Here is a 19,864-nt window from a genome sequence, read left to right on the forward strand (position 1 = left end):
AGGGAAGAGCGATGTTTGACGCAGAAGTGCCCGTTCTCGTGGTCGGCGGTGGTGGCTGTGGACTCGCCGCGTCGGTCTTCCTGTCCGACGTGGGGGTGCGCCACCTGGTGGTGGAGCGCCGCGAGTCCACGTCGGTGCTGCCCAGGGCGCACTACCTGAACCAGCGCACCATGGAGATCTTCCGGCAGCACGGCGTCGCCGACGACGTCTACCGGATCAGTTGCCCGCTTGCGAACATGAGCGAGGTGGTCTGGCGCACCTCCCTGGGCGGTGACGGCCCCGCGGACGGGCGGGAACTGCACCGGATGGACGCCTTCGGCGGCGGTGGCACCGCCGGACCCTACGCCGCCGACAGCACGGGACCCTCGACCAACCTCCCGCAGCACCGGCTCGAACCGCTGCTGCGCGGGCACGCGGAGCGACGGGCCCCGTCCAGCCTGCTGTTCCACCATCAGATGGAGGAGTTCACCCAGGACGGGGACGGGGTCCGGGCGCGGGTGACCGACCGGGTCACCGGTGAGGTGGGCACCGTCCGGGCCCGGTACCTGCTGGGCGCCGACGGCGGCCGGAGCGTCGGCGCTTCGCTCGGCATCCCGATGGACGGCGCCGGCGGCGGGTTCACCATCATCTCGGTCCACTTCAGCGCGGACCTCTCCCGCTGGTGGAGCGACTCGGTGCTGATGACCCACGTCTTCGGCCTGGACGGCGAGGTGTCGGTGCTCGTCGCGTCCGGGCCGGGCTGGGGCGCGGCGTCCGAGGAATGGGCACTGCACTTCCGGGTCCCGCCCGGCACGGTCGCGGGTGACCTCGACGCGGAGGCGATCACGGGCCGGGTGCGGGCCCTGCTGAAACTGCCGGCGGACCTCGGGGTACGGATCCACCATGTGAGCGAGTACCGGCCGGAGGCCGTCGTGGCCCGCTCGCTCAGGTCCGGCCGGGTCTTCCTCGCCGGTGACGCCGCGCACCGGCAGCCACCCGCCGCCGGCGGCGGCCTCAACACGGCGATCCAGGACGTGCACAACCTCGCCTGGAAACTCGGGGCCGTGCTCGACGGCCGGGCCGGCGACGCGCTGCTCGACTCCTACGAGGCGGAGCGGCTGCCCGTCGCCCGCCGGAACGTGGGCTGGGCGATGGGCTGCCTGCTCAACTACGGCACCCTGTTCGCGGCCCTCGGGATGGCGCACGGCAAGCCGGCCGCCACCGAGGCCGCCATCCGCGAACTGCTGGCCGACACCCCGATGGGCGAGACCCGGCGGTCGGTGGTGCGGGAGGTGTTCGGCACTCAGCGCATCGAGTACCAGGCGCACGACATCGAACTGGGTCACCACTACGAGGCCGGCGCGGTGCTCCCGGACGGCACCCCGCCGCCGCCCAGGGACCCGATGGGCGCGGTCTACCGTCCGACGACCCGGCCGGGGCACCGGCTCCCGCACGTCTGGCTGCGGCACGGCGACACCCGGGACTCCACCCACGACCTGGTCGGTGGCGACGGCGGCTTCACGCTGCTCACCGGGCCGCTGGGCGAGGGCTGGGCGGCCGCCGCCAAGAAGGTCGCGGACAGCCACGGGGTGGCGCTCACCGTGGTGCCCATCGGCGCCGAGCCCGACGCGGTGGGCCACCGGGACACCGAGGGCGCCTGGGCCGCGGTGCGGGGCATCGAGGACGACGGTGCCGTGCTGGTGCGGCCGGACCAGCACGTCGCCTGGCGCAGTGTCCGCGGCAGCCGGCGGCCCGACCAGGAACTCGGCGCGGTGTTCGACCAGGTCCTCGGCCGGTCCGGCGCGACGAACAGCGGGAGCTGACCATGCCTGCCACCGACGCCGAGCGTCTCGTCCACGACTTCCTGACCGCGATGGGGCCGGCTCCGGCCGATGTCCGCGCGGCCGTGGACGGCTACCTGACCGACGACTGCGTGTGGGAGAACCCCGGCTCCCCGGTGTGCCGGGGCAAGGCGGAGATCCTGCGGCTGATGCCGCCCGACTTCGCGCGGCTGGAGGTGAGGTTCCGGCACCTGGCCACGGCCGGGGACGTCGTCCTGGCCGAGCGGATGGAGAACATGCTCCGCGTCGACGGCACCCCCATCGCCCTGAACCTGAAGGTGATGGGGGCCTTCGAACTGCGGGCCGGCCGGATCAGCGCCTGGCGGGACTACTTCGACTTCACCCACCTCATCACCGAGAGTCCGGAATGGTGACCATGACGAACAGCCGAACGGACCTGACGGACCTGCGGACCGAACTGGTGGACCGGGTCCACAAGTTCGGGCCGGTCTTCGCGGACGGTGTCGCCGAGGGGGAGCGGGAGCGGCGGCTGCCCGACGCCACGGTCCGGGCCGTCGACCAGTCGCAACTGGGCATGATCTGGACCGCGAGAGCCTACGGCGGTCTGGAGGCCGACGTCCGCACCATGAGCGAGGTCGCCAAGGCCCTCTCCCACTACTGTCCGTCCACCTCGTGGGTGGTCAACAACATCAACGGCTCCAACCTGCTCGCCGCGAAGTTCTCGCAGGCGGCGCGGGACGAGGTGTTCGGGGACGACCCCGGCGTCAAACTGGCGTCGATCTTCGCGGCCTCGGGTACCGCGGTACGTACCGAGGGCGGTTATCTGCTCTCGGGCACCTGGCCGTACGGCACCGGCATCCTGCACGACGACTGGGCGATCCTGGTCGCCCGGGAACTGGGCGCCGACGGGGAGCCGGTCGGCGGGCTCTCCGTGCTGGTGCCCGTCGCGGACCTGACGGTCGAGGACACCTGGCACACCGTCGGCATGCGGGCCACCGGCAGCCACACCGTCACGCTCCGGGACGCCTTCGTCCCCGGGCACCGGGTGATCCCCGCCGAGGTGCAGCGCGGACGGGAGAACGCCACCGACACCGGCCTGCCGCCGCTGTTCCGCACGGCGGCGATCGCGGCCATGGCGGTGGTCTGCGCCTCCGTGGTGCTCGGCGCCGGCCAGGCGGCCCGCGCCTTCGTCGTGGAGAAGGCTCCGCACCGGGGCATCGCGCCCACCAAGTACACCCGCCAGCCGGATTCCCGGACCTTCGTGTCCTCGCTCGGCAGGACGGCCCTGTCCATCGACGCCGCCGAACTGCATGTGAACCGGGCCGCGACCGCGCTCGACGAGGCCGCCCAGGCAGCCGTCTCGCTGCCGGACGCCGAACTCCTGCGCATCCGGGGCGATGTCGGACAGGCGGTCGGCCTGGTGACCACCGCGCTCGACGAGTTGCTGTGGGCGCACGGCGCGGCGTCCTTCGCCGAGTCCAACCCGTTGCAGCGGTACTGGCGGGACGCCAACACCGCGGCCCGCCACGCGATGCTCAACGTCCACGTCGGTCACGAACTGTACGGCGGGTCGTTCTTCGGCCTGGAGCCCATCGTGCCCAGCCTCTGACCCGTCGTCCCGCCCCGTCCGTCCCGCCCTGTCCGTTCCGCCCCGACCCACGAGGAATCTCCATGGTCTGGCTGCCCCCCTTCCTTTTCCCGATGTCGGACGTCCCACCGGTCACGGTGGGGGCGGCCGACGTTCCGGACGGACTCTTCGCGGCGGTCGCCGGGCCGACCGCGGTGGCCTGGATGGTGACGTACGTCCTGGCGATCAGGCAGGCGTCCCGGGACCGGCGGGTGGGGATACCCGCCTACCTGGTGGCGGTCAACATCGCCTGGGAGTTCAGCCTGACCTTCCTGCTGGAACAGACACCGACCCAGCGGCAGATCAACTTCCTCTGGGTCGTCTTCAACGTGGTCCTGCTGTACCAGGCGATGCGCTACGGGCCGCGCGATCACCCCGCTCTGTCGGCGAAGGTCTTCCGGTGGTCGCTCGCCGGTGTGCTGGTGTGGGCGTCGGTGGTGGTCATGGTCGGCGCGAACGAGTTCCACGACCGTGACGGCATGTACACCGGGATGATCATCCAGGTCCCGCTGAGCGCCTCGTTCATCTACCTGCTCAGGCGGCGCGGGTCCAGTACGGGACAGTCGATGTACATCGCCGTCGCGAAGACCGTCGGGTCCCTCTTCGCCGGACTGACCGCCTTCGTCGTCTATCCCTCCCACCACCTGCTGCACGTGCTGGTGCCGACCTACGTGGCTCTGGACCTCGCCTACGTGGTGCTGCTGCACCGGGCGATGCGCCGGGAGGGACGGCCGCCATGGGCCTTCCGCGCGCCGCCGGCCGGCACCGGGGCGCCGGCAGAGTCCTCCGCCGCGGGTTCGGGGACCGGGCCGGCGTCGCACGCGGGTGTCGGCCCCCCGGTCAGATGACGCCACTGCGTAAGGCGTAGGCCACCGCGTGCGGCCGGTTGCGGAGGTTCAGGCGCTGGGTGACCCCGAACACGACCCGTTTGACCGCCCGTTCCGACAGGCACATGCGGACGGCTATCTCGGCGGTGTCCAGGCCCTCCGACATCAGCCGCAGCACATCGATCTCCCGGGGGGTCAGCCCGGAGGTGTGCAGGCCGTGCGGTGAGAGGACCTCGCGCTGCATCCGCTCGAACTGGCGCAGCAGTTCACCCAGCAGCTTCGCGGGGAGCACGCCGCCGCCGGCCGCGGCGGTCAGCACCGCCTCCTCGATGCGGCTGCTGGTGGCGGCGACCCGCGGCAGTACCGCGACCACGTTGCACTCCACCGCGGTCAGCAGGTCCGCGCGGTCGATCTCCGAGGGGATGAGCACCACGGGTACCCGCAGCGAGTTCTTGAACCTGCGCAGCAGCGAGGTCACTTCCACCGTCATGCGCTCGGTGACGACCACCGCCACGTCCGCCGGACCGGGGTGGTCCGCCGTGACGACTTCTATGTTCGGCACGGCGCCGAGCTGACCGCTGACCGCCGAATGCGTCAGCGGATCCGGCGCCCGGACCAGTGTCCTCACCGGACGTATCGCGGTTTCGGCAGTTCTGGTGTGGGCGATCATGGCAAGCCTCCAGGACCGGAATGGATGACGAGGTGGGGGTCGCTCGGCCACCGGGCCGGGCGCGCGGGCCGCCGGGGGAGGTGCGCCGGCGACAGCTCCGTCGCTGCCGAATCTCCGTTCCCCGTCGCGAAGTCGGCGTCCGGGGTGCGCTCAGCGTGGATCCATACACCGTGATCACGTCAAAACTCCCCGAATGTGGCCCGATATGGTCATTGTCAGTCGGAAAGGCGACGTGAATGACCTTACTGTGGTCCACTTCGGGGAGTCGGGTGAGCTACCTGTTTCCGTTCCTCCAGGGGGAATCCCTCATTCAGCCGGTGACGACCGTGACGGAGCCCGTGGCGTCCCGTTCCATCGTCTCGGCCAGGTTCATGGCCTCCTCGATCAGGGTCTCCACGATGCGGTGCTCGGGAACGGTCTTGACGACCTCGCCCCTGACGAAGATCTGGCCCTTGCCGTTGCCGGACGCCACGCCGAGGTCGGCCTCGCGCGCCTCGCCGGGACCGTTGACCACACACCCCATCACGGCGACCCGCAGGGGCACCTCCATGCCCTCCAGGCCGGCGGTGACCTCCTCGGCGAGCTTGTAGACGTCCACCTGCGCCCGGCCGCACGAGGGGCAGGAGACGATCTCCAGCTTCCGGGGCCGCAGGTTGAGCGACTGGAGGATCTGGGTACCGACCTTGACCTCCTCCACCGGCGGCGCCGACAGGGAGACCCGGATGGTGTCACCGATGCCCTGGCGCAGCAGCGCCCCGAAGGCCACGGCGGACTTGACGGTGCCCTGGAAGGCCGGTCCGGCCTCGGTGACGCCCAGGTGCAGCGGGTAGTCGCACCTCTCGGCCAGGATCTCGTAGGCGCGGATCATGACCACGGGGTCGTTGTGCTTGACCGAGATCTTCAGATCGTGGAAGTCGTGCTCCGCGAAGAGCGACGCCTCCCACAGCGCGGACTCGGCCAGTGCCTCCGGGGTGGCCTTGCCGTACTTGCGCATCAGACGCGCGTCCAGCGACCCGGCGTTCACCCCGATCCGGATCGGGGTGCCGTGGTCCTTGGCCGCGCGGGCGATCTCGCCCACCTTGTCGTCGAACTTCTTGATGTTGCCGGGATTGACCCGCACCGCGGCGCAGCCGGCCTCGATGGCCGCGAACACGTACTTGGGCTGGAAGTGGATGTCGGCGATGACCGGGATCTTCGACTTCCGGGCGATCGCGGGCAGCGCCTCGGCGTCGTCCGCGCTCGGGCAGGCGACGCGGACGATGTCGCAGCCGGCGGCGGTGAGTTCGGCGATCTGCTGCAAGGTGGCGTTGACGTCGGCCGTGAGGGTCGTGGTCATCGACTGCACCGAGACGGGGTGGTCGCTGCCCACCCCGACCGGCCCGACCCGCAACTGGCGGGTTCTGCGCCGGTCGGCGAGCGTGGGCGGCGGCGAAGCGGGCATACCGAGCGCTACCTGGGTCACCGTGGTGTCCTCTCCCGACGAGGTGCGGGTGTGTGGGATGTCGCCGCGGCGTGGTGCAGGGCGAGCGCGGTGTCGGCGACGGACCGCGGGGTGAGACCGTGTTCGGCGAGGATGTCCGGTCGTTCGCCGTGGCCGAGGAACTCGCGGGGCAGCCCCAGGGCGTGCACCGGGGCAGGCACCCGGGCGTCGGCGCAGGCCTGGGCGAGGGCCGCGCCCACCCCTCCGGTGCGCACCCCGTCCTCGACGGACAGCGTCAGCCGGTGCCGGGCGGCCAGATGGACCAGGACGGGATTGACCGGCAGCACCCAGCGCGGGTCGACCACCGTGACCCCGACGCCCTCGTCGGCGAGCAGCTCCGCCGCGCGCAGCGCGGTGCCGGCGAGCACCCCGGCGCTGACGAGCAGGACGTCCAGCGGCCGGGACCGGGTGCGGTGCAGGATGTCCACGCCCTCCATCCGGCTCAGCGCGGGAATCTCCACGCCCGCACCGCCCTTGGGGAAGCGCAGCGCCGTGGGGCCGCTCCGCGTGTCCAGCGCCTCGTCCAGCAGTTCCGCGAGCTGGACCGGGTCGCGCGGCGAGGCGACCCGCATGCCCGGCACCGTACCGAGCAGGGCCAGATCCCACATGCCGTGGTGGCTGGGGCCGTCGGGGCCGGTGACGCCCGCACGGTCCAGGACGAAGGTCACCGGCAGTTCGTGCAGGGCCACGTCCATCATGATCTGGTCCACGGCCCGGTTGAGGAACGTGGCGTACAGGCAGACCACCGGGTGCAGACCGCCCATGGCGAGCCCCGCGGCGCTGGTGACCGCGTGCTGCTCGGCGATGCCGAGGTCGAAGACCCGGTCCGGGAAGCGCTGGGCGAACCGGTGCAGACCGACCGGCCGCAGCATCGCGGCGGTCAGCGCCACGACGTCGGGCCGTGCCGCGCCGATCCGCTCCATCTCCCCGGCGAACGTGCCGGTCCACGAGGGCGCCGAGCCGCCCGGCGACCGGCCGGTGGCGGCATCGATGACGCCGATGCCGTGCATGCGGTCGTTCTCGTCGTTCTCGGCGTGGGGGTAACCGCGGCCCTTCTCGGTGACGCAGTGCACCACGACCGGGCCGTCCAGTTCCGTCGCCCGGCGGCACGCCTGCTCGACCGCGGCGATGTCGTGCCCGTCCACCGGACCGAGATAGGTCAAGCCGACGGTCTCGAAGAGGTTGGGGCCTCGGTGCGTGCCGGCCCGCAGGGCGGTCAGATGCTCGGCCAGCCCGCCGATCGTGGGGTCGTAGGAGCGGCCGTTGTCGTTGAGGACGACCACCACCGGGCCGGCGCCGCGGCCGAGGTTGTTCAGGGCTTCCCAGGCCATGCCGCCGGTCAGCGCGCCGTCCCCGATGACCGCGACCACGCGCCGGTGGTCCTCACCGAGCAGCCGCTGGGCCTTGGCCAGACCGTCCGCGTAGGACAGCGCCGTGGAGGCGTGCGAGTTCTCCACGAGATCGTGCTCGGACTCCTCGCGGAGCGGATAGCCGGACAGGCCCCCGGCCACGCGCAGTGAGTCGAAGCCGGCCTGCCGGCCGGTGAGCATCTTGTGGACGTAGGACTGGTGGCCGGTGTCGAACACCAGCCGGTCCGTGGGTGAGTCGAACACCCGGTGCAGCGCGATGGTCAGTTCCACCACGCCGAGGTTCGGGCCGAGATGTCCGCCGGCCGCGCATACCTTCTCGACCAGGAACTCCCTGATCTCATCGGCCAGTGTGGGTAGGTGTTCCGGACGCAGACTCTTGAGGTCCTCGGGGCCGGTGATACGGCCGAGCACAGAGAATGACACGTCTCTCCGTCTCTCCTCGCTCAGCTCGGACGGCCGTCCGCCGACCGCCGCGTGTCGCCACGCACTGCCGAGGGAAGGTCGAAATGTATGTTCTCGCGGGCGATCTCGCGTTCTTCGACGCTGACCGGACCGAGGGCGTTCAACCAGGTCACGACCTCGGTCACCAGGGCGGGCGGGGCCGAGGCGCCGGCCGTGAGCCCTACCGTGCGCACCCCTTCGAGCCATTCCGGCCGAATGTCGGCGGCCCGGTCGATCAGCTCGGCTCGGGTGTCCTCGCGGCGCGCCATCTCGACGAGGCGGACCGAGTTGGAGGAATTCTCCGAGCCGACGACCAGGACGAGGTCCGACTCCGCGACGATCGCCTTGAGCGCGGCCTGCCGGTTGGTGGTGGCGTAGCAGATGTCGTCCGACGGCGGCTCCTGGAGCAGCGGGAATCTCTCTCTCAGCGCCCCGACGACCTCCGCGGTCTCGTCCACGGCCAGCGTGGTCTGGGTGAGGTACGACACGTTCCGTCCGTCGGCCTCCGACAGTCCGCGTACCTCGTCGGCCGTCTGGACCAGCACCATGGACTCAGGTGCCTCACCGAGGGTGCCCTCGACCTCCTCGTGCCCCGCGTGTCCGACCAGGACGACGGTGTCACCCCGGGCGGCGAAACGACGCGCCTCGGCGTGCACCTTGGCGACCAGGGGACAGGTTCCGTCGATCACGTCGAGACCGCGCCGGGCCGCCTCCTCGCGCACCGCGGGCGAGACCCCGTGCGCGGAGAACACCACCGTCGAGTGGTCGGGCACCTCGTCCAGTTCGCCGACGAACACCGCGCCACGCGCCGCGAGGTCGTCCACGACGGTGACGTTGTGCACGATCTGCTTGCGGACGTAGACAGGGGCGCCGCGCGATTCCAGCGCCCGCTCGACGATCTCGATGGCCCGCTCGACACCCGCGCAGAAGGATCGAGGACCAGCCAGCAGGACGCGGCGGGTCACGCCGCTGTCCCCGTACTCATCCGAGCTCACATTAGCCACGCCAGGGAGACTAGGGACGACGAGGTCTCGCCCTCAACGCCCGTTTCCACTTTCCGGAACGGACCGGGGAAACAGCGTCCGGGCCGCCGGCCGCGGACCGCGGCTGTCAAAAGGGCCTGATGCCGAGGCCCCACGGGACAACAAGCCCGGTCGATCTTGAGTTCGCCGGGCGCGCGCCGGTAGGCATGGATCAGTTGGATGCGCCTCAGCGACGGGAGTTCCGCGTGGACGACGAGCGAGATCCCCTGACGCCCGGAGCCGCCGGAGGCCCGCTGCGCAAAACGCTCGCCGTCCTGGAGGTCCTGGCCGAGGCGGCGCGGCCACTGACCCTGTCGGAACTGTCCCGCCTGGTGGACCTCCCCAAGTCCACGCTGCACCGCCTGATGCGGGTGCTCACCGACAACGGCCTCGCCGTACGGAAGGAGTCGAAGTCCTACGAACTCGGCACCTACCTGCTGCGGCTGGCGGCCACCAGCGGTCCCGCGTCGGCGCAGTGGCTCAACTATCCGGTCACCCCCTTCCTGATCGAACTGTTCCAGTTGACCAACAGGATCGTCAGCCTCGGCACGCTGTCGGGCACCAAGGTCCAGCACGTCGGCACGCTCTACGGCCAGGAACACGTCCGCCTGGCGATGGCGCTGCGGCAGCCGGTGCCGGCACACCGCTCGGCGGCGGGCAGGCTGCTGCTCGCGATGGCCCGGCGGAACCCGGCCGACCTGGTCGCCACCACGGTGCCCGGCTCGCGCGTGGTGTCGGCCAGAGCGGACGCGATGCGCCGCGAGTTCGAACGGATCCGGCGGACCGGCCTGTCCTACGCGAGAAGCGAGCACATTCCCGAACTGGTCGAACTGGCCGCCCCGGTCCGCCTGGGCCGGGCCGGCCCGATGGCCGCGATCGTGGTGGGCGACACGGTCATGAACCGGGATCTGCGCAGCGTCGCGCGGGTCCTGCTGGACACGGTGGACGCGATCGAACAGGATCTCGTCGCCGTGTGAGGCGGTGCCGGGGCCGCCGGTCGGGCCGGGAGCGCCGGGACGGGTCCCGGAGGAGGGGCCGGAACCGTCCGTCTCAGGTCACGTCGGCCCGGTCGTCGACGTGTCCTCCCCGGCGGATGCCATGTAGTAGTCCCTCATCAGGCCGCGCCACTCCGCCCGGTTGAGGTAGCCGTCCCCGTCCTGGTCGCCCCGGCGGAAGGCGGCCGCGACGTCCATGTCGGACAGGTCCACCACCAGTTCGAGGTAGTCGGCGAACTCCCGCTCGTCGATCCGGCCGTCGCCGTCCTGGTCCACCACGGCCCAGACGGCGTGGGACGCCGGATCGATGAGGGTCGACCACAGCCTTGCGGCGGTGTCACCGTCGGACAGCCGGCCGAACGCGGCCACGAACTCCTCGCGGGACACCCGGCCGTCGCCGTCCGCGTCCGCCTGGTCGCGGATCCACTCCCAGGCCCTGCGCGCGTGCAGGGAGAGGTGGTCGTTGCGGTCGGCTCCGGCCCGCGGGAACCGGCCCGTCACCCTGTTGACGTACAGTCTCCAGTCCTCCCATTCCATGTAACCGCTGCGATTGCGATCCAGGCCGTCGAAATGCCGCTCCAGCCGCATCCGGACCTCGTCGTCCGACACTTGCCCTCCCCATCACCGACACCGGCGGTAGGCCCCCGCCCCTACACCGGGTCAACCGAACATCCCTGCCCTTCAGCATCGGCACCGCGCCCCGCGCGCACCCCGCGCACTCGCCGACCTCATCCCAATGGGTGAAGCGTCGATTTCCTGTTCCCCTGCCGACTGCTCGCCGGTCGGATCGGCGGCGCCGGTGTGGGGGAGTACGCGAGAAGAGGGGCCCGCGCCTGGGCGCGGGCCCCTCTTCTCGGGCCGGTCGGTCTCTGGTGGAGGCGTCGTGTCGACGCGGGTCAGTGGCGGCCGCCGCCGCCCCCGCCGAACGAGCCGCTGCTGCCCTCGTCCCAGCGGGGCCGCTCCTGGTCCGGCGCGGAGCGGCTGCCCTGCTGTCCCAGCTCGTGCGGCAGCAGCCGCTCCTCGCTCCGGGGCATCTCCTGCGGCGTCCGGTTCTCCTGGATCTCGCCGACCGGACCCCCCTCGGGAAGGTGCGGCTGCTCCTCGGGACGCGGCGGCGGCGACTCCCGGCGCTTGACGCGGATGCCGACCGCGAAGGCACCGATCAGCAGCGCCACGACCACGAAAGCCGCGACGACCAGCCCGAGGCTCATGGCTCCGCCGCTCGCGGCCATGTCCATCCATGCGTTCGTCATGGCACGCAGGTACCCCCGAAGCCGGTTGTCAACCCCTCTACCCGACCGGATGGATCGCGTCCGCGAACGGTCCGCCCCGCCCCGGGCCGGCCGGGTGCCCGGCGGCGGACCCGGAACCCGGCCGGATGCCTTGGGAACACCGGGCCGTCCGGGTTTGGCGCGTACGGCAGTGGCAACCCGCGCGAGGTGACTACCACGACTTCACAGCAGGAGCTGTTCCAGTTCCTCGAGGACCGCTTCGCTTGCGCACAGGCGTGTACCGACTGCGCCAGGGCGTGCGCGCTGCGGGCGAGCCTCGTGGACCCGGACGGGACCGAGAACCAGGAACTCGTGCGGCGCAAGGGGATCATGTGCGCGGAGGTCTGCGACGCCACCTGCCGGGTGCTGTCCGAGCAGAACCAGGTGGACGAGGGCGTGATACGCACCCAGTTGGAGTGGTGCCGCCAGGTCTGCCTGGAGAGCGCGCACATCTTCGACCAGCAACCGGGCGCCGAGGACAGCGCCGAGACGTGCCGGGCGTGCGCCCGCGCCTGCGGAGAGTTCCTCGCCACCCTGCGCTGACCCCCGCCCGCCCCCGGCCGATCGAGGCCACCGCCCCTGGGCTCGCGGCGGACCCGGCGCTAGCCTCCCGCCATGACTGCCTTTCCCCCGCCCGAGACGGGCACGATCACCGGCGGGAACACCGACCGCGCGGGTGACACGGCGCGCCGGACGGCCGGACCCGCGGCAGCGGGTGACCCGGGGCTGTTCGGCCCCCGGTCCGTGACCTGGCAGGCGCACGGCGACCCGATGATGTGGATCGCCGGTATCCGCGCCCTCTACCTCCAGGCCCTGCACCCCCGGGCCGTACGCGGCGTCCTGCAGAACAGCGACTTCCGGCGCGACGCGTGGGGGCGGCTGCTGCGCACCGCCGACTTCGTCGGCACGACGACGTACGGCACCACCGACGACGCCGAACGGGCCGGCGCCCGCGTCCGCAAGATCCACCGCCTGCTCGGGGCGACCGACCCGGAGACGGGAGAGCGCTACCGCGTCGACGAGCCCGCCCTGCTGCTGTGGGTGCACTGCGCCGAGGTCGGCTCCTACCTGCACGTCCTGCGCCGCTCCGGCTTCCCGCTGACCGACCCGCACGCCGACCGCTACCTCGCCGAACACCGGCACAGCGCCCGCCTGGTCGGCCTCGACCCGCGATCCGTCCCGGCCGACCGGGCGGCACTGGCCGTCTACTTCGAGGGCGTACGGCCCGAGCTGGCCGGCGGACCGGAGGCACGGGAGGTGGACGACTTCCTGCGCCGCCCGCCGGTCCACCCGCTGCTCACCCCGGCCCGCCGCCTGCTGTGGCGGCAGGTCGCGGACCTGGCGTACGGCTCCCTGCCGCCGTACGCCCACGACCTGTACGGCAGGCCCGCCCCCGACCCGGGAACCGTCACCCGCAACCTGCGTCTCACCGGCAACGTGCTGCGCGCGGTCCCCGCCGGCTGGCGCTGGAAGCTGCCGCCCCGGCACATCGTCCGCGCCATGGCCCGGCTGGGCCCGGACACCCGCCCGGCACCGCACAGGCTCGGCTGACAGGCCCCGCACACCGAACGGGCCGCCCCTGGCGGGGCGCACCTCCGCGTGCTACCAAGAGCCATGCCTCTCGCCCCGCCGGCCCGCGCCTACGACGCCGTCGTCGTCGGCGGCGGCCACAACGGCCTGGTCGCCGCCGCCTACCTGGCCCGCGCCGGACGCTCGGTGCTGGTCCTGGAGCGGCTCGGACACACCGGGGGCGCGGCCGTCTCCACGCGTCCCTTCACGGGCGTCGACGCCCGGCTGTCGCGCTACTCCTACCTGGTCAGCCTCCTGCCCGCGAAGATCGTCCGGGATCTGGGCCTCGACTTCCGGGTCCGCACCCGTACCGTCTCCTCGTACACCCCCGCGGAACGGGACGGCCGCCCCACCGGGCTCCTCGTCGGCGGCGGGGAGCGGCGGACCCGGGAGTCGTTCGCAACGGTCACCGGCTCCCCGCGCGAGTACGCGGCCTGGCAGCGCTTCTACGGCATGACCGGACGCCTCGCCCGGCAGGTCTTCCCCACCCTCACCGAACCCCTGCCCACCCGCGCCGAGCTGCGCCGCCGCATCGGCGACGAGGAGGCGTGGCGGGCCCTGTTCGAGGAGCCGATCGGGGCCGCGATCGAGGAGCGGTTCGCGGACGACCTGGTGCGCGGAGTGGTCCTCACCGACGCCCTGATCGGCACCTTCGCCGACGCCCACGACACCTCCCTCGTCCAGAACCGCTGCTTCCTCTACCACGTCATCGGCGGCGGCACCGGCGCCTGGGACGTGCCGGTCGGCGGCATGGGAGCCCTCACCGACGCGCTGGCCGCCGCCGCCCGGGCGGCGGGCGCCGTGCTCGCCACCGGGCACGAGGCCGTGCGCGTCGACACCGACGGGCGGTCCGCCGAGGTCGCCTACCGCACGGCCGACGGCGAGGGCGCCGTCGCCGCGCGTCACGTCCTGGTCGGCGCCTCCCCGCACGCCCTGGCCGCACTGCTGGGCGCCCCGCCGCCCCCGCCCGCCGAAGGCGCCCAGCTCAAGGTGAACATGCTGCTGACACGGCTGCCGGCGCTGCGCGACCCGGAAGCCGACCCGAGGGAGGCGTTCGCCGGCACCTTCCACATCGCGGAGGGCTACGAGCAGTTGGCCGCGGCCCACGCGAGCGCGGCGGCCGGCCGGGCACCCGCCGCCCCGCCCTCGGAGGTCTACTGCCACTCGCTCACCGACCCCTCCCCGCTCGGCCCCGCGCTCGCCGGACGCGGCCACCACACCCTCACCCTGTTCGGCCTGCACACCCCCGCCCGCCTCTTCGCCCACGACCACGACACCGTGCGCGAGGAGCTGCTCAAGGCGACCCTGGCCCAGCTCGACGCCCACCTGGCCGAGCCGCTCGCCGACTGCCTGGCCACCGACGCCGACGGACGCCCGTGCCTGGAGGCGAAGACGCCGCTGGACCTGGAACGCGATCTCGCGCTGCCCGGCGGCCACATCTTCCACCGCGAGCTGTCCTGGCCGCACGCCCAGGACGGCACCGGCCGCTGGGGCGTGGAGACCGCGCACCCCAACGTGCTGCTGTGCGGGGCGGGCGCGGTCCGCGGCGGAGGGGTCAGCGGGGTACCGGGCCACAACGCGGCCATGGCCGTACTGGAGGCGACCGACGCCGGCCGCTGAGACATTCACGGGACGCGGCGCCCGCTCAGTCGGCCGACCGCGTCCACCCCGCCGCCTCGACGCGGGCCGCGTCCGCGGGGCGGGCCTCGTCGAACAGGACGCCGCCGGCCGACTCGGCGCGCAGCGCGTCGACGTACACTCCGCGTCCGACGTACAGCCGGTCGGTCGTGTACCGCCAGCGCGCCGTGACGCTCCGGGCGGCCGGGAGGCGGGCCGTGAGGCGGTGCCAGCGGCGGCCGGACCAGCCGGTGGCCGAGCCGTCCGGGTGCTCCCGTACGGCCGCGCCCCGGCGCGAGGTGGTGAACGGGACCGGCCGCCAGGAGACACCGCCGTCCTCGCTCGCCTCCAGCACGAGGACGTCCGAGCGGGGCTCGGTGTCCCACCACAGCGCGCAGCGCAACCGCCCGCCGCCCGCGGCGGTGTCCAGCGCGGGCAGGGTGAGCGTCGCCGTCGTGGCGCTCGCCGTGCCGGAGAACCAGGCGGGGCCCGGGCCCGCCGGGCGGACCGGCACGGCCCGGGCCAGCCGGTCGCCGGCCGCCACCCGGGGAGCCGACCCGGACCGCCAGTCGCGCACCGGGTGCACGGAGTTGCCCAGCACCACCAGGAACGAGTCGGTCGTCAGGTCCAGCACCAGCGAGGTGCCCGTGAAGCCGGTGTGCCCGGCCGTGCGGGGCGTGGCCATCGCCCCCATGTACCAGTGCTGGTACAGCTCGAACCCGAGGCCGTGCTCGTCGCCGGGGAAGGCCGTGTTGAAGTCGGTGAACATCAGCTCCACCGACTCCGGCCGCAGAATGCGCGCCCGGCCGTAGGAACCGCCGTTCAGCAGCGTGCGGCCCAGGACCGCGAGGTCCCACGCGCGGGAGAACACCCCCGCGTGCCCCGCCACACCGCCGAGCGCGAAGGCGTTCTCGTCGTGCACCTCGCCCCACACCAGCCCCCGGTCCAGGCCCGACCACGGGGGCCGGGCGTCCTCCGTGGCCGCGATCGACGGTTTCCAGGAGGCGGGCGGGTTGTAGCGGGTGCGGGAGAGCCCGAGCGGCCCGGTGATGTCCTCGCGCAGCAGGACGTCCAGGGTCCGGCCGGTGATCCGTTCCAGGACCGACTGGAGTGCGATCAGGTTCAGGTCGGAGTAGCGGTAGGCGGTGCCGGGCGGATCGGCGAGGGTTTCGTCGAACACCCGCCGGACCATGTCCTCCCGCGTGGGCTCCGTGTACAACGGGATCCAGGCCCGGAAACCCGAGGTGTGGGTCAGGAGCTGCCGGACGGTCACCTTCTCCTTGCCGGCCCGGCCGAACTCCGGCAGGTACGCGGCGACCGGCGCCGCCGGCTCCAGCGCGCCCCGCTCGATCCGCTGCACGGCCAGGATCGACGTGAACAGCTTGGACACCGACGCCAGGTCGAACACCGTGTCCCTGGTCATCGGGAGCTGCTCGGCGGCCGGGAACTCGACGCCGGTGCCGGTCTTCTCGTCGTACGCCCGGTAGCGCACCGCCGTCCCGATCGGCTCGTGCAGCGCCACCGTGCCGCCGCGCCCGGCGAGCAGCACCGCGCCCGCGTACCAGGGGTGCGTGGGGGAGGGGCCGAGGAACGCCTCCGCGTCGGTGACGAGCCCGCGCAGGTGCTCGGGGAGCAGCCCGGCCCGCTCGGCGGAGCCGTACCGCAGCGTCGGCCGTCGGCTCCGGTCCGGGCCGGCCGCGGCGGGCCCGGCCACGAGCGGGCCGAGCGCCGTGCCGCCGCCCAGCGCCAGGACACCCGCCCCCACCTGCCGGCGGGTGAGCCCGCCGGCCGTCCGCGCCCTTCGTTCCGTCATCGCGAGTGCCTCCCTGATCAGGGCCACCGGGAAAGGGCGGCCGAGCGTAACAGCGGGCGTACGCGCGTGTCAGCGCCATGACACGAGCCGCTCGCGAACTGTCGCAGAACGGGCCGGACGGGAAGCGTCCCGGCCGGACCCGACCACCCGAACAAGACTTTCCGCGCGGCCTGTTGGCGCTCCCGACCGGTCGATAGGCTGACCCGCGGACGACGAACCGGGAGGAGCACGGACGTGGCAGAGACCACCACCCACCAGCGCCCGCTCAGGGGCTGGGACAAGCCCGAGCTGGACCTCAGCACCGCGCACTGGCAGTCCAGCAGCCGTGGTCTGGGGGATGTCCAGATCGCCTTCGTCGAAGGCTTCATCGCCATGCGCAACAGCGCCAGCCCGGAGAGCCCCTCCCTGATCTTCACCCCCGACGAGTGGGGCGCGTTCGTGTCGGGCGCGCGGGAAGGCGAGTTCGACCTCACCTGACCGCCGCCCCGTCCGGTGCCCTCCGGTCGCCGTCGGCGGCTGCCGGCACCCGCCCGGGTGCTGGGGGCCCGGTCACCCGGGCCGCCCTGCCGCACGCGGCGGACCCGGTCGCGGTGGGGCCGCCCGTACACCGTTCGGGGCCCGCGGCCACGTACCATGGGCGGCATGTCGTTCCTCCGCCGCCGCAGCGCCACCCCCGCCGGGCCCGAATTCGACGTCCTGGCCATGGACCCGGGCGACTGGCCCGGCAATCTGGGCGCCGGCCTGCTGCCCGCCCCGGACGGCACCTGCCAGGGCGTGTTCCTGCGCTACGACCTGTTCGGCGGCCGGGGCCCCGCGATGATCATCGGCAATCTGCCGGAGGGCTCCCCGGCCCGGGAGATCCCCGAGGGACAGGTCCCCTTCGAGGTCGCCCAGCTCCTGCTGGCCCTGGAGAACGACGAGGAGATCACCGTCGTCGGCAGCGAGGACGTGCCGGTGATGCAGGGCGACAACCTCCTCATCGTGCGCCGCCTCAAACTCTCCGAGAGCCGCATCTCCTGCGTCCAGTTCGACCGCAGCGACCAGGTCCTGGTGACCATCGCCGCCTGGGACCGCCCCATCACCGACGACCTGTACGCCCTGCTGAAGCCGCTTCCGGCGGAACTCTTCCAGCAGAGCTGACCGCAGGTCGGCGCACGACGTCCACGTCGGCGGCGCGCACGAACGCCACCCGGTGCCCGTACTGGATCTCGTAGTACGCGTCCTCGCCCCGCACCACCCGGTGGGACGCGACGTCGTAGGTCACCGCCGAGTAGTACTCGCCGCGCACCTTCTCACCGACGACGTACCGCTGGCCGGCGGGCAGGCGGTACGGCAGCGCGGAGACCGGCTGGACGGGCACCCCGGCCGGGTAGGCCGCCGCCTCCGGATAGGCCCGCCCGTACACCGGGACGCTCTCCAGCCCCTCCTTCGGGGTCACCGTCAGCCCCTTCGCGGGCACCGCCGCGGGCCGCCGCGGCGGGTTGCGCAGCCACGCCTTCTGCCCCAGGTACCAGATCGCCGTCCACTCGCCCCACCGGTCCGCCACCGCGTAGCGCTGGCCGGTGGAGACCCGTGAGGAGAGGTCGTTCACGCCCGTGGTCGGCGTCGTGCCCAGGCCGACGTCCTTGATCAGCGGCGCGTCCTCGCTGTGGTCCGCGTAGAGCCGTACCGCGCTGGAACCGTGCGCCGCGCAGGACTCGCCGGCCGCCGCGCAGCCGGTGAACACCGGCCGGTTGGCCGCGTAGCCGGGCCGGATGGTGACCACCGCGGCCCCCTTCCCGGCCGAGGGCGTGAACGGCCTGCCCAGCAGTGCGAAGTAGTGCGCCCAGTCCCAGTACGGGCCGGGGTCGGTGTGCATGCCGGGAACGGTGGCGGCGGTCGGGCCCGGCACGTTGTCGTGGCCCAGGATGTGCTGCCGGTCCAGCGGTACGCCGTACTTCTTCGAGAGGTACTTCACCAGCCGCGCCGACGACCGGTACATCGCCTCCGTGTACCAGGCGTCCGGCTCGGCGAGGAAGCCCTCGTGCTCCAGGCCGACCGAGCCCGCGTTCACGTACCAGTTGCCCGCGTGCCAGGCCACGTCCTCGGCCTTCACATGCTGGGCTATGTGGCCGTCGGTGGAGCGCAGCGTGTAGTTCCAGGAGACGTAGGCGGGGTCCCGCACCAGGTTCAGGACGCCGTCCCAGGTGCCCTCGGTGTCGTGCACGACGATGTACCGGATGCGCTGCGAGGCGGGCCGGTCGCCCAGGTCGTGGTTGCCGTAGTCACCCTCCCCGAACTCCTCGTAGGGCGCCGGTATCCACTCGCAGGACACCGTGCGCGGACACTCGGTACCGGCCGCCGACCCGGCCCGCAGCCCCGCTGCGGCCAGCCGCGCGGTCTCGGGAACCACTCCGGGCCGGGCGGCGAGCGCGACCCGCTGCCCGGCGTCCGTGGTGCGCCGCTCGCCGCTCCTGATCACCGCGTACACGTCGTCGGCGTACGCCGCGGCCGTCGCGGTGTCGTCCGCGCCGGAGAACCGGGCCACCGCCCCGTACCAGTCGGCGGGGTCGCCGCTCAGCGGCGCGCCCAGGCCCCGCTGGGCGTCGGCGAGGAGCGCGGCGCCGCCGGCCACGTTGGCGGCCGGATCGGTGCGCAGCGCGTCGGCGCTCAGCCCGGTCAGCTCCGCCGCCCGCCCCAGGGTGGACAGCCGGTCCGGCAGCGCGGCGGTGTCCACCGGGGCCGGCTCCGGACGCGGCGCGGGCCGGGAGCCGTCGCCGCGCGGGTCCTCGGTGCCCGCGTGGTGCGAGGAGGCGGCCCGGGCCAGGGCGGTGCGCGCGTCGGTCAGGTGCATCGGCCCGTACCCGCCGGTCACGCTCGGCGCGCCGCCGTGCGCGTCCCAGCGGGACTGCAGGTAGGAGACGCCCAGCAGCACGCTCCGCGGCACCCGGTACTCGGTCGCGGCGGCGGCGAACGCCGTCTGGAGGCGGTCCGGCGCGGGTGCGGCCTCGGACGGACGGGCGGTGGACGGCGCGGCGCCCAGCAGCGGCAGCAGCAGCGCCGCCGCGGCCACGGCGCCGGCCGCGGTGCGTGGCCGTCCGCTCCCGGGGACGCCCTGCCGGACGCCCCCTCGCAGGGGCGTGGGACCGGTGGTGGATCCTCGCAAGACAGCCTCCTGTGACGCTGGTGCGTGGGCGGGGCGTGCGGGCCGGGCGTCCGTCATGGGTACCCGCCGGTCCGACGATCCGTCAATCATGCCTACGTAAAGGTGATGTCCCACGTCAGCGAGGAGCGTCAGCCGTCAGCGAGGAGAGACGCGCGCGCGGAAGGTCCGCGGCGTGCCCGGCCGGGCACGCCGCGGACCTTCCGTCCTCCTCGGCGCGAACCGAGGCCGGAGAAGAG

18 protein-coding genes are annotated in these 19,864 nt (G+C 73.1%); 10 read left to right on the forward strand and 8 right to left on the reverse strand.

The window, feature by feature from the left end:
- The first annotated feature begins 11 nt into the window (after positions 1–11).
- The 4 genes from ABEB00_RS08300 (at position 12) to ABEB00_RS08315 (ending at position 4,256) form a co-directional block, all read left to right on the forward strand.
- Entirely contained in the window at positions 12–1,802 is a 1,791-nt protein-coding gene (locus ABEB00_RS08300) for an FAD-dependent monooxygenase (protein WP_345618383.1), read from the forward strand.
- A gap of 2 nt (positions 1,803–1,804) precedes the next feature.
- Positions 1,805–2,194 carry a limonene-1,2-epoxide hydrolase family protein gene (locus tag ABEB00_RS08305; RefSeq protein ID WP_345618385.1) on the forward strand — a complete coding sequence of 130 codons (390 nt, stop codon included), beginning with the start codon at positions 1,805–1,807 and terminating at the stop codon, positions 2,192–2,194.
- A gap of 2 nt (positions 2,195–2,196) precedes the next feature.
- A complete protein-coding gene (locus ABEB00_RS08310; RefSeq protein WP_345618387.1) occupies positions 2,197–3,390 on the forward strand; it encodes an acyl-CoA dehydrogenase family protein in 1,194 nt (397 codons plus the stop codon).
- A gap of 92 nt (positions 3,391–3,482) precedes the next feature.
- Positions 3,483–4,256, forward strand: coding sequence for a transmembrane-type terpene cyclase (locus ABEB00_RS08315; RefSeq protein ID WP_345618388.1), 774 nt, complete (start codon positions 3,483–3,485; stop codon positions 4,254–4,256).
- Here ABEB00_RS08315 and ABEB00_RS08320 read toward each other — a convergent pair.
- The 4 genes from ABEB00_RS08320 to ABEB00_RS08335 all read right to left on the reverse strand — a co-directional run bounded on the left by ABEB00_RS08320 (position 4,249) and on the right by ABEB00_RS08335 (position 9,200).
- Positions 4,249–4,905 (reverse strand): helix-turn-helix transcriptional regulator, encoded by a 657-nt coding sequence (locus tag ABEB00_RS08320; RefSeq protein WP_345618389.1) that lies wholly within the window; start codon positions 4,903–4,905, stop codon positions 4,249–4,251. The genes ABEB00_RS08315 and ABEB00_RS08320 overlap by 8 nt on opposite strands.
- A gap of 310 nt (positions 4,906–5,215) precedes the next feature.
- Positions 5,216–6,367, reverse strand: coding sequence for a flavodoxin-dependent (E)-4-hydroxy-3-methylbut-2-enyl-diphosphate synthase (ispG, locus tag ABEB00_RS08325; RefSeq protein WP_345618390.1), 1,152 nt, complete (start codon positions 6,365–6,367; stop codon positions 5,216–5,218).
- On the reverse strand, positions 6,364–8,178 hold the full coding sequence (locus tag ABEB00_RS08330) for a 1-deoxy-D-xylulose-5-phosphate synthase (protein ID WP_345618392.1): 1,815 nt from the start codon (positions 8,176–8,178) through the stop codon (positions 6,364–6,366). The genes ispG and ABEB00_RS08330 overlap by 4 nt, the downstream gene beginning before the upstream one ends.
- Before the next feature lie 20 nt (positions 8,179–8,198).
- Positions 8,199–9,200 carry a 4-hydroxy-3-methylbut-2-enyl diphosphate reductase gene (locus tag ABEB00_RS08335; RefSeq protein WP_345618394.1) on the reverse strand — a complete coding sequence of 334 codons (1,002 nt, stop codon included), beginning with the start codon at positions 9,198–9,200 and terminating at the stop codon, positions 8,199–8,201.
- A 224-nt stretch (positions 9,201–9,424) separates the two neighbouring features.
- On the opposite strand from ABEB00_RS08335, the gene ABEB00_RS08340 reads away from it, so the two are divergent.
- Entirely contained in the window at positions 9,425–10,195 is a 771-nt protein-coding gene (locus tag ABEB00_RS08340) for an IclR family transcriptional regulator (protein ID WP_345618395.1), read from the forward strand.
- 78 nt (positions 10,196–10,273) lie between these two features.
- Here ABEB00_RS08340 and ABEB00_RS36050 read toward each other — a convergent pair whose 3' ends face one another.
- Entirely contained in the window at positions 10,274–10,822 is a 549-nt protein-coding gene (locus tag ABEB00_RS36050) for an EF-hand domain-containing protein (RefSeq protein ID WP_425586457.1), read from the reverse strand.
- 287 nt (positions 10,823–11,109) lie between these two features.
- Entirely contained in the window at positions 11,110–11,466 is a 357-nt protein-coding gene (locus tag ABEB00_RS08360) for a DUF6479 family protein (RefSeq protein ID WP_345618396.1), read from the reverse strand.
- Positions 11,467–11,652: 186 nt separating this feature from the next.
- Between ABEB00_RS08360 and ABEB00_RS08365 the strand changes: the two genes are divergently transcribed.
- The 3 genes from ABEB00_RS08365 to ABEB00_RS08375 all read left to right on the forward strand — a co-directional run bounded on the left by ABEB00_RS08365 (position 11,653) and on the right by ABEB00_RS08375 (position 14,673).
- Entirely contained in the window at positions 11,653–12,027 is a 375-nt protein-coding gene (locus ABEB00_RS08365; protein WP_345618397.1) for a four-helix bundle copper-binding protein, read from the forward strand.
- A 72-nt stretch (positions 12,028–12,099) separates the two neighbouring features.
- Positions 12,100–13,035, forward strand: a complete 936-nt coding sequence (locus ABEB00_RS08370; protein ID WP_345618399.1) for an oxygenase MpaB family protein — start codon at positions 12,100–12,102, stop codon at positions 13,033–13,035.
- A gap of 63 nt (positions 13,036–13,098) precedes the next feature.
- Positions 13,099–14,673 (forward strand): phytoene desaturase family protein, encoded by a 1,575-nt coding sequence (locus ABEB00_RS08375; protein ID WP_345618400.1) that lies wholly within the window; start codon positions 13,099–13,101, stop codon positions 14,671–14,673.
- A gap of 25 nt (positions 14,674–14,698) precedes the next feature.
- Here the strand turns inward: ABEB00_RS08375 and ABEB00_RS08380 are convergent, their stop codons facing one another.
- The gene (locus tag ABEB00_RS08380; protein ID WP_345618401.1) at positions 14,699–16,483 is read right to left on the reverse strand and encodes a serine hydrolase domain-containing protein; all 1,785 of its coding nucleotides are present in this window, start codon (positions 16,481–16,483) and stop codon (positions 14,699–14,701) included.
- 234 nt (positions 16,484–16,717) lie between these two features.
- On the opposite strand from ABEB00_RS08380, the gene ABEB00_RS08385 reads away from it, so the two are divergent.
- Both ABEB00_RS08385 and ABEB00_RS08390 read left to right on the forward strand, forming a co-directional pair.
- A complete protein-coding gene (locus tag ABEB00_RS08385; RefSeq protein ID WP_345618402.1) occupies positions 16,718–16,960 on the forward strand; it encodes a DUF397 domain-containing protein in 243 nt (80 codons plus the stop codon).
- A gap of 165 nt (positions 16,961–17,125) precedes the next feature.
- The gene (locus ABEB00_RS08390) at positions 17,126–17,623 is read left to right on the forward strand and encodes a hypothetical protein (protein WP_345618403.1); all 498 of its coding nucleotides are present in this window, start codon (positions 17,126–17,128) and stop codon (positions 17,621–17,623) included.
- Here ABEB00_RS08390 and ABEB00_RS08395 read toward each other — a convergent pair.
- On the reverse strand, positions 17,562–19,628 hold the full coding sequence (locus tag ABEB00_RS08395) for an N-acetylmuramoyl-L-alanine amidase (RefSeq protein WP_425586458.1): 2,067 nt from the start codon (positions 19,626–19,628) through the stop codon (positions 17,562–17,564). The two genes, ABEB00_RS08390 and ABEB00_RS08395, sit on opposite strands and share 62 nt — an antisense overlap.
- Positions 19,629–19,864: the final 236 nt, after the last annotated feature.

The sequence above is a fragment of the Streptomyces ziwulingensis genome, assembly GCF_039542605.1.
GTDB lineage: Bacteria > Actinomycetota > Actinomycetes > Streptomycetales > Streptomycetaceae > Streptomyces > Streptomyces ziwulingensis.

Excerpts from the sequence above, each read along its gene's own strand:
- ABEB00_RS08375 (WP_345618400.1), top strand. The coding sequence starts at position 13,099 with ATGCCTCTCGCCCCGCCGGCCCGCGCCTACGACGCCGTCGTCGTCGGC.
- ABEB00_RS08370 (WP_345618399.1), top strand. The coding sequence starts at position 12,100 with ATGACTGCCTTTCCCCCGCCCGAGACGGGCACGATCACCGGCGGGAAC.
- ABEB00_RS08320 (WP_345618389.1), bottom strand. The coding sequence starts at position 4,905 with ATGATCGCCCACACCAGAACTGCCGAAACCGCGATACGTCCGGTGAGG.
- ABEB00_RS08300 (WP_345618383.1), top strand. The coding sequence starts at position 12 with ATGTTTGACGCAGAAGTGCCCGTTCTCGTGGTCGGCGGTGGTGGCTGT.
- ABEB00_RS08360 (WP_345618396.1), bottom strand. The coding sequence starts at position 11,466 with ATGACGAACGCATGGATGGACATGGCCGCGAGCGGCGGAGCCATGAGC.
- ABEB00_RS08380 (WP_345618401.1), bottom strand. The coding sequence starts at position 16,483 with ATGACGGAACGAAGGGCGCGGACGGCCGGCGGGCTCACCCGCCGGCAG.
- ABEB00_RS08315 (WP_345618388.1), top strand. The coding sequence starts at position 3,483 with ATGTCGGACGTCCCACCGGTCACGGTGGGGGCGGCCGACGTTCCGGAC.
- ABEB00_RS08305 (WP_345618385.1), top strand. The coding sequence starts at position 1,805 with ATGCCTGCCACCGACGCCGAGCGTCTCGTCCACGACTTCCTGACCGCG.
- ABEB00_RS08390 (WP_345618403.1), top strand. The coding sequence starts at position 17,126 with ATGTCGTTCCTCCGCCGCCGCAGCGCCACCCCCGCCGGGCCCGAATTC.
- ABEB00_RS08310 (WP_345618387.1), top strand. The coding sequence starts at position 2,197 with ATGACGAACAGCCGAACGGACCTGACGGACCTGCGGACCGAACTGGTG.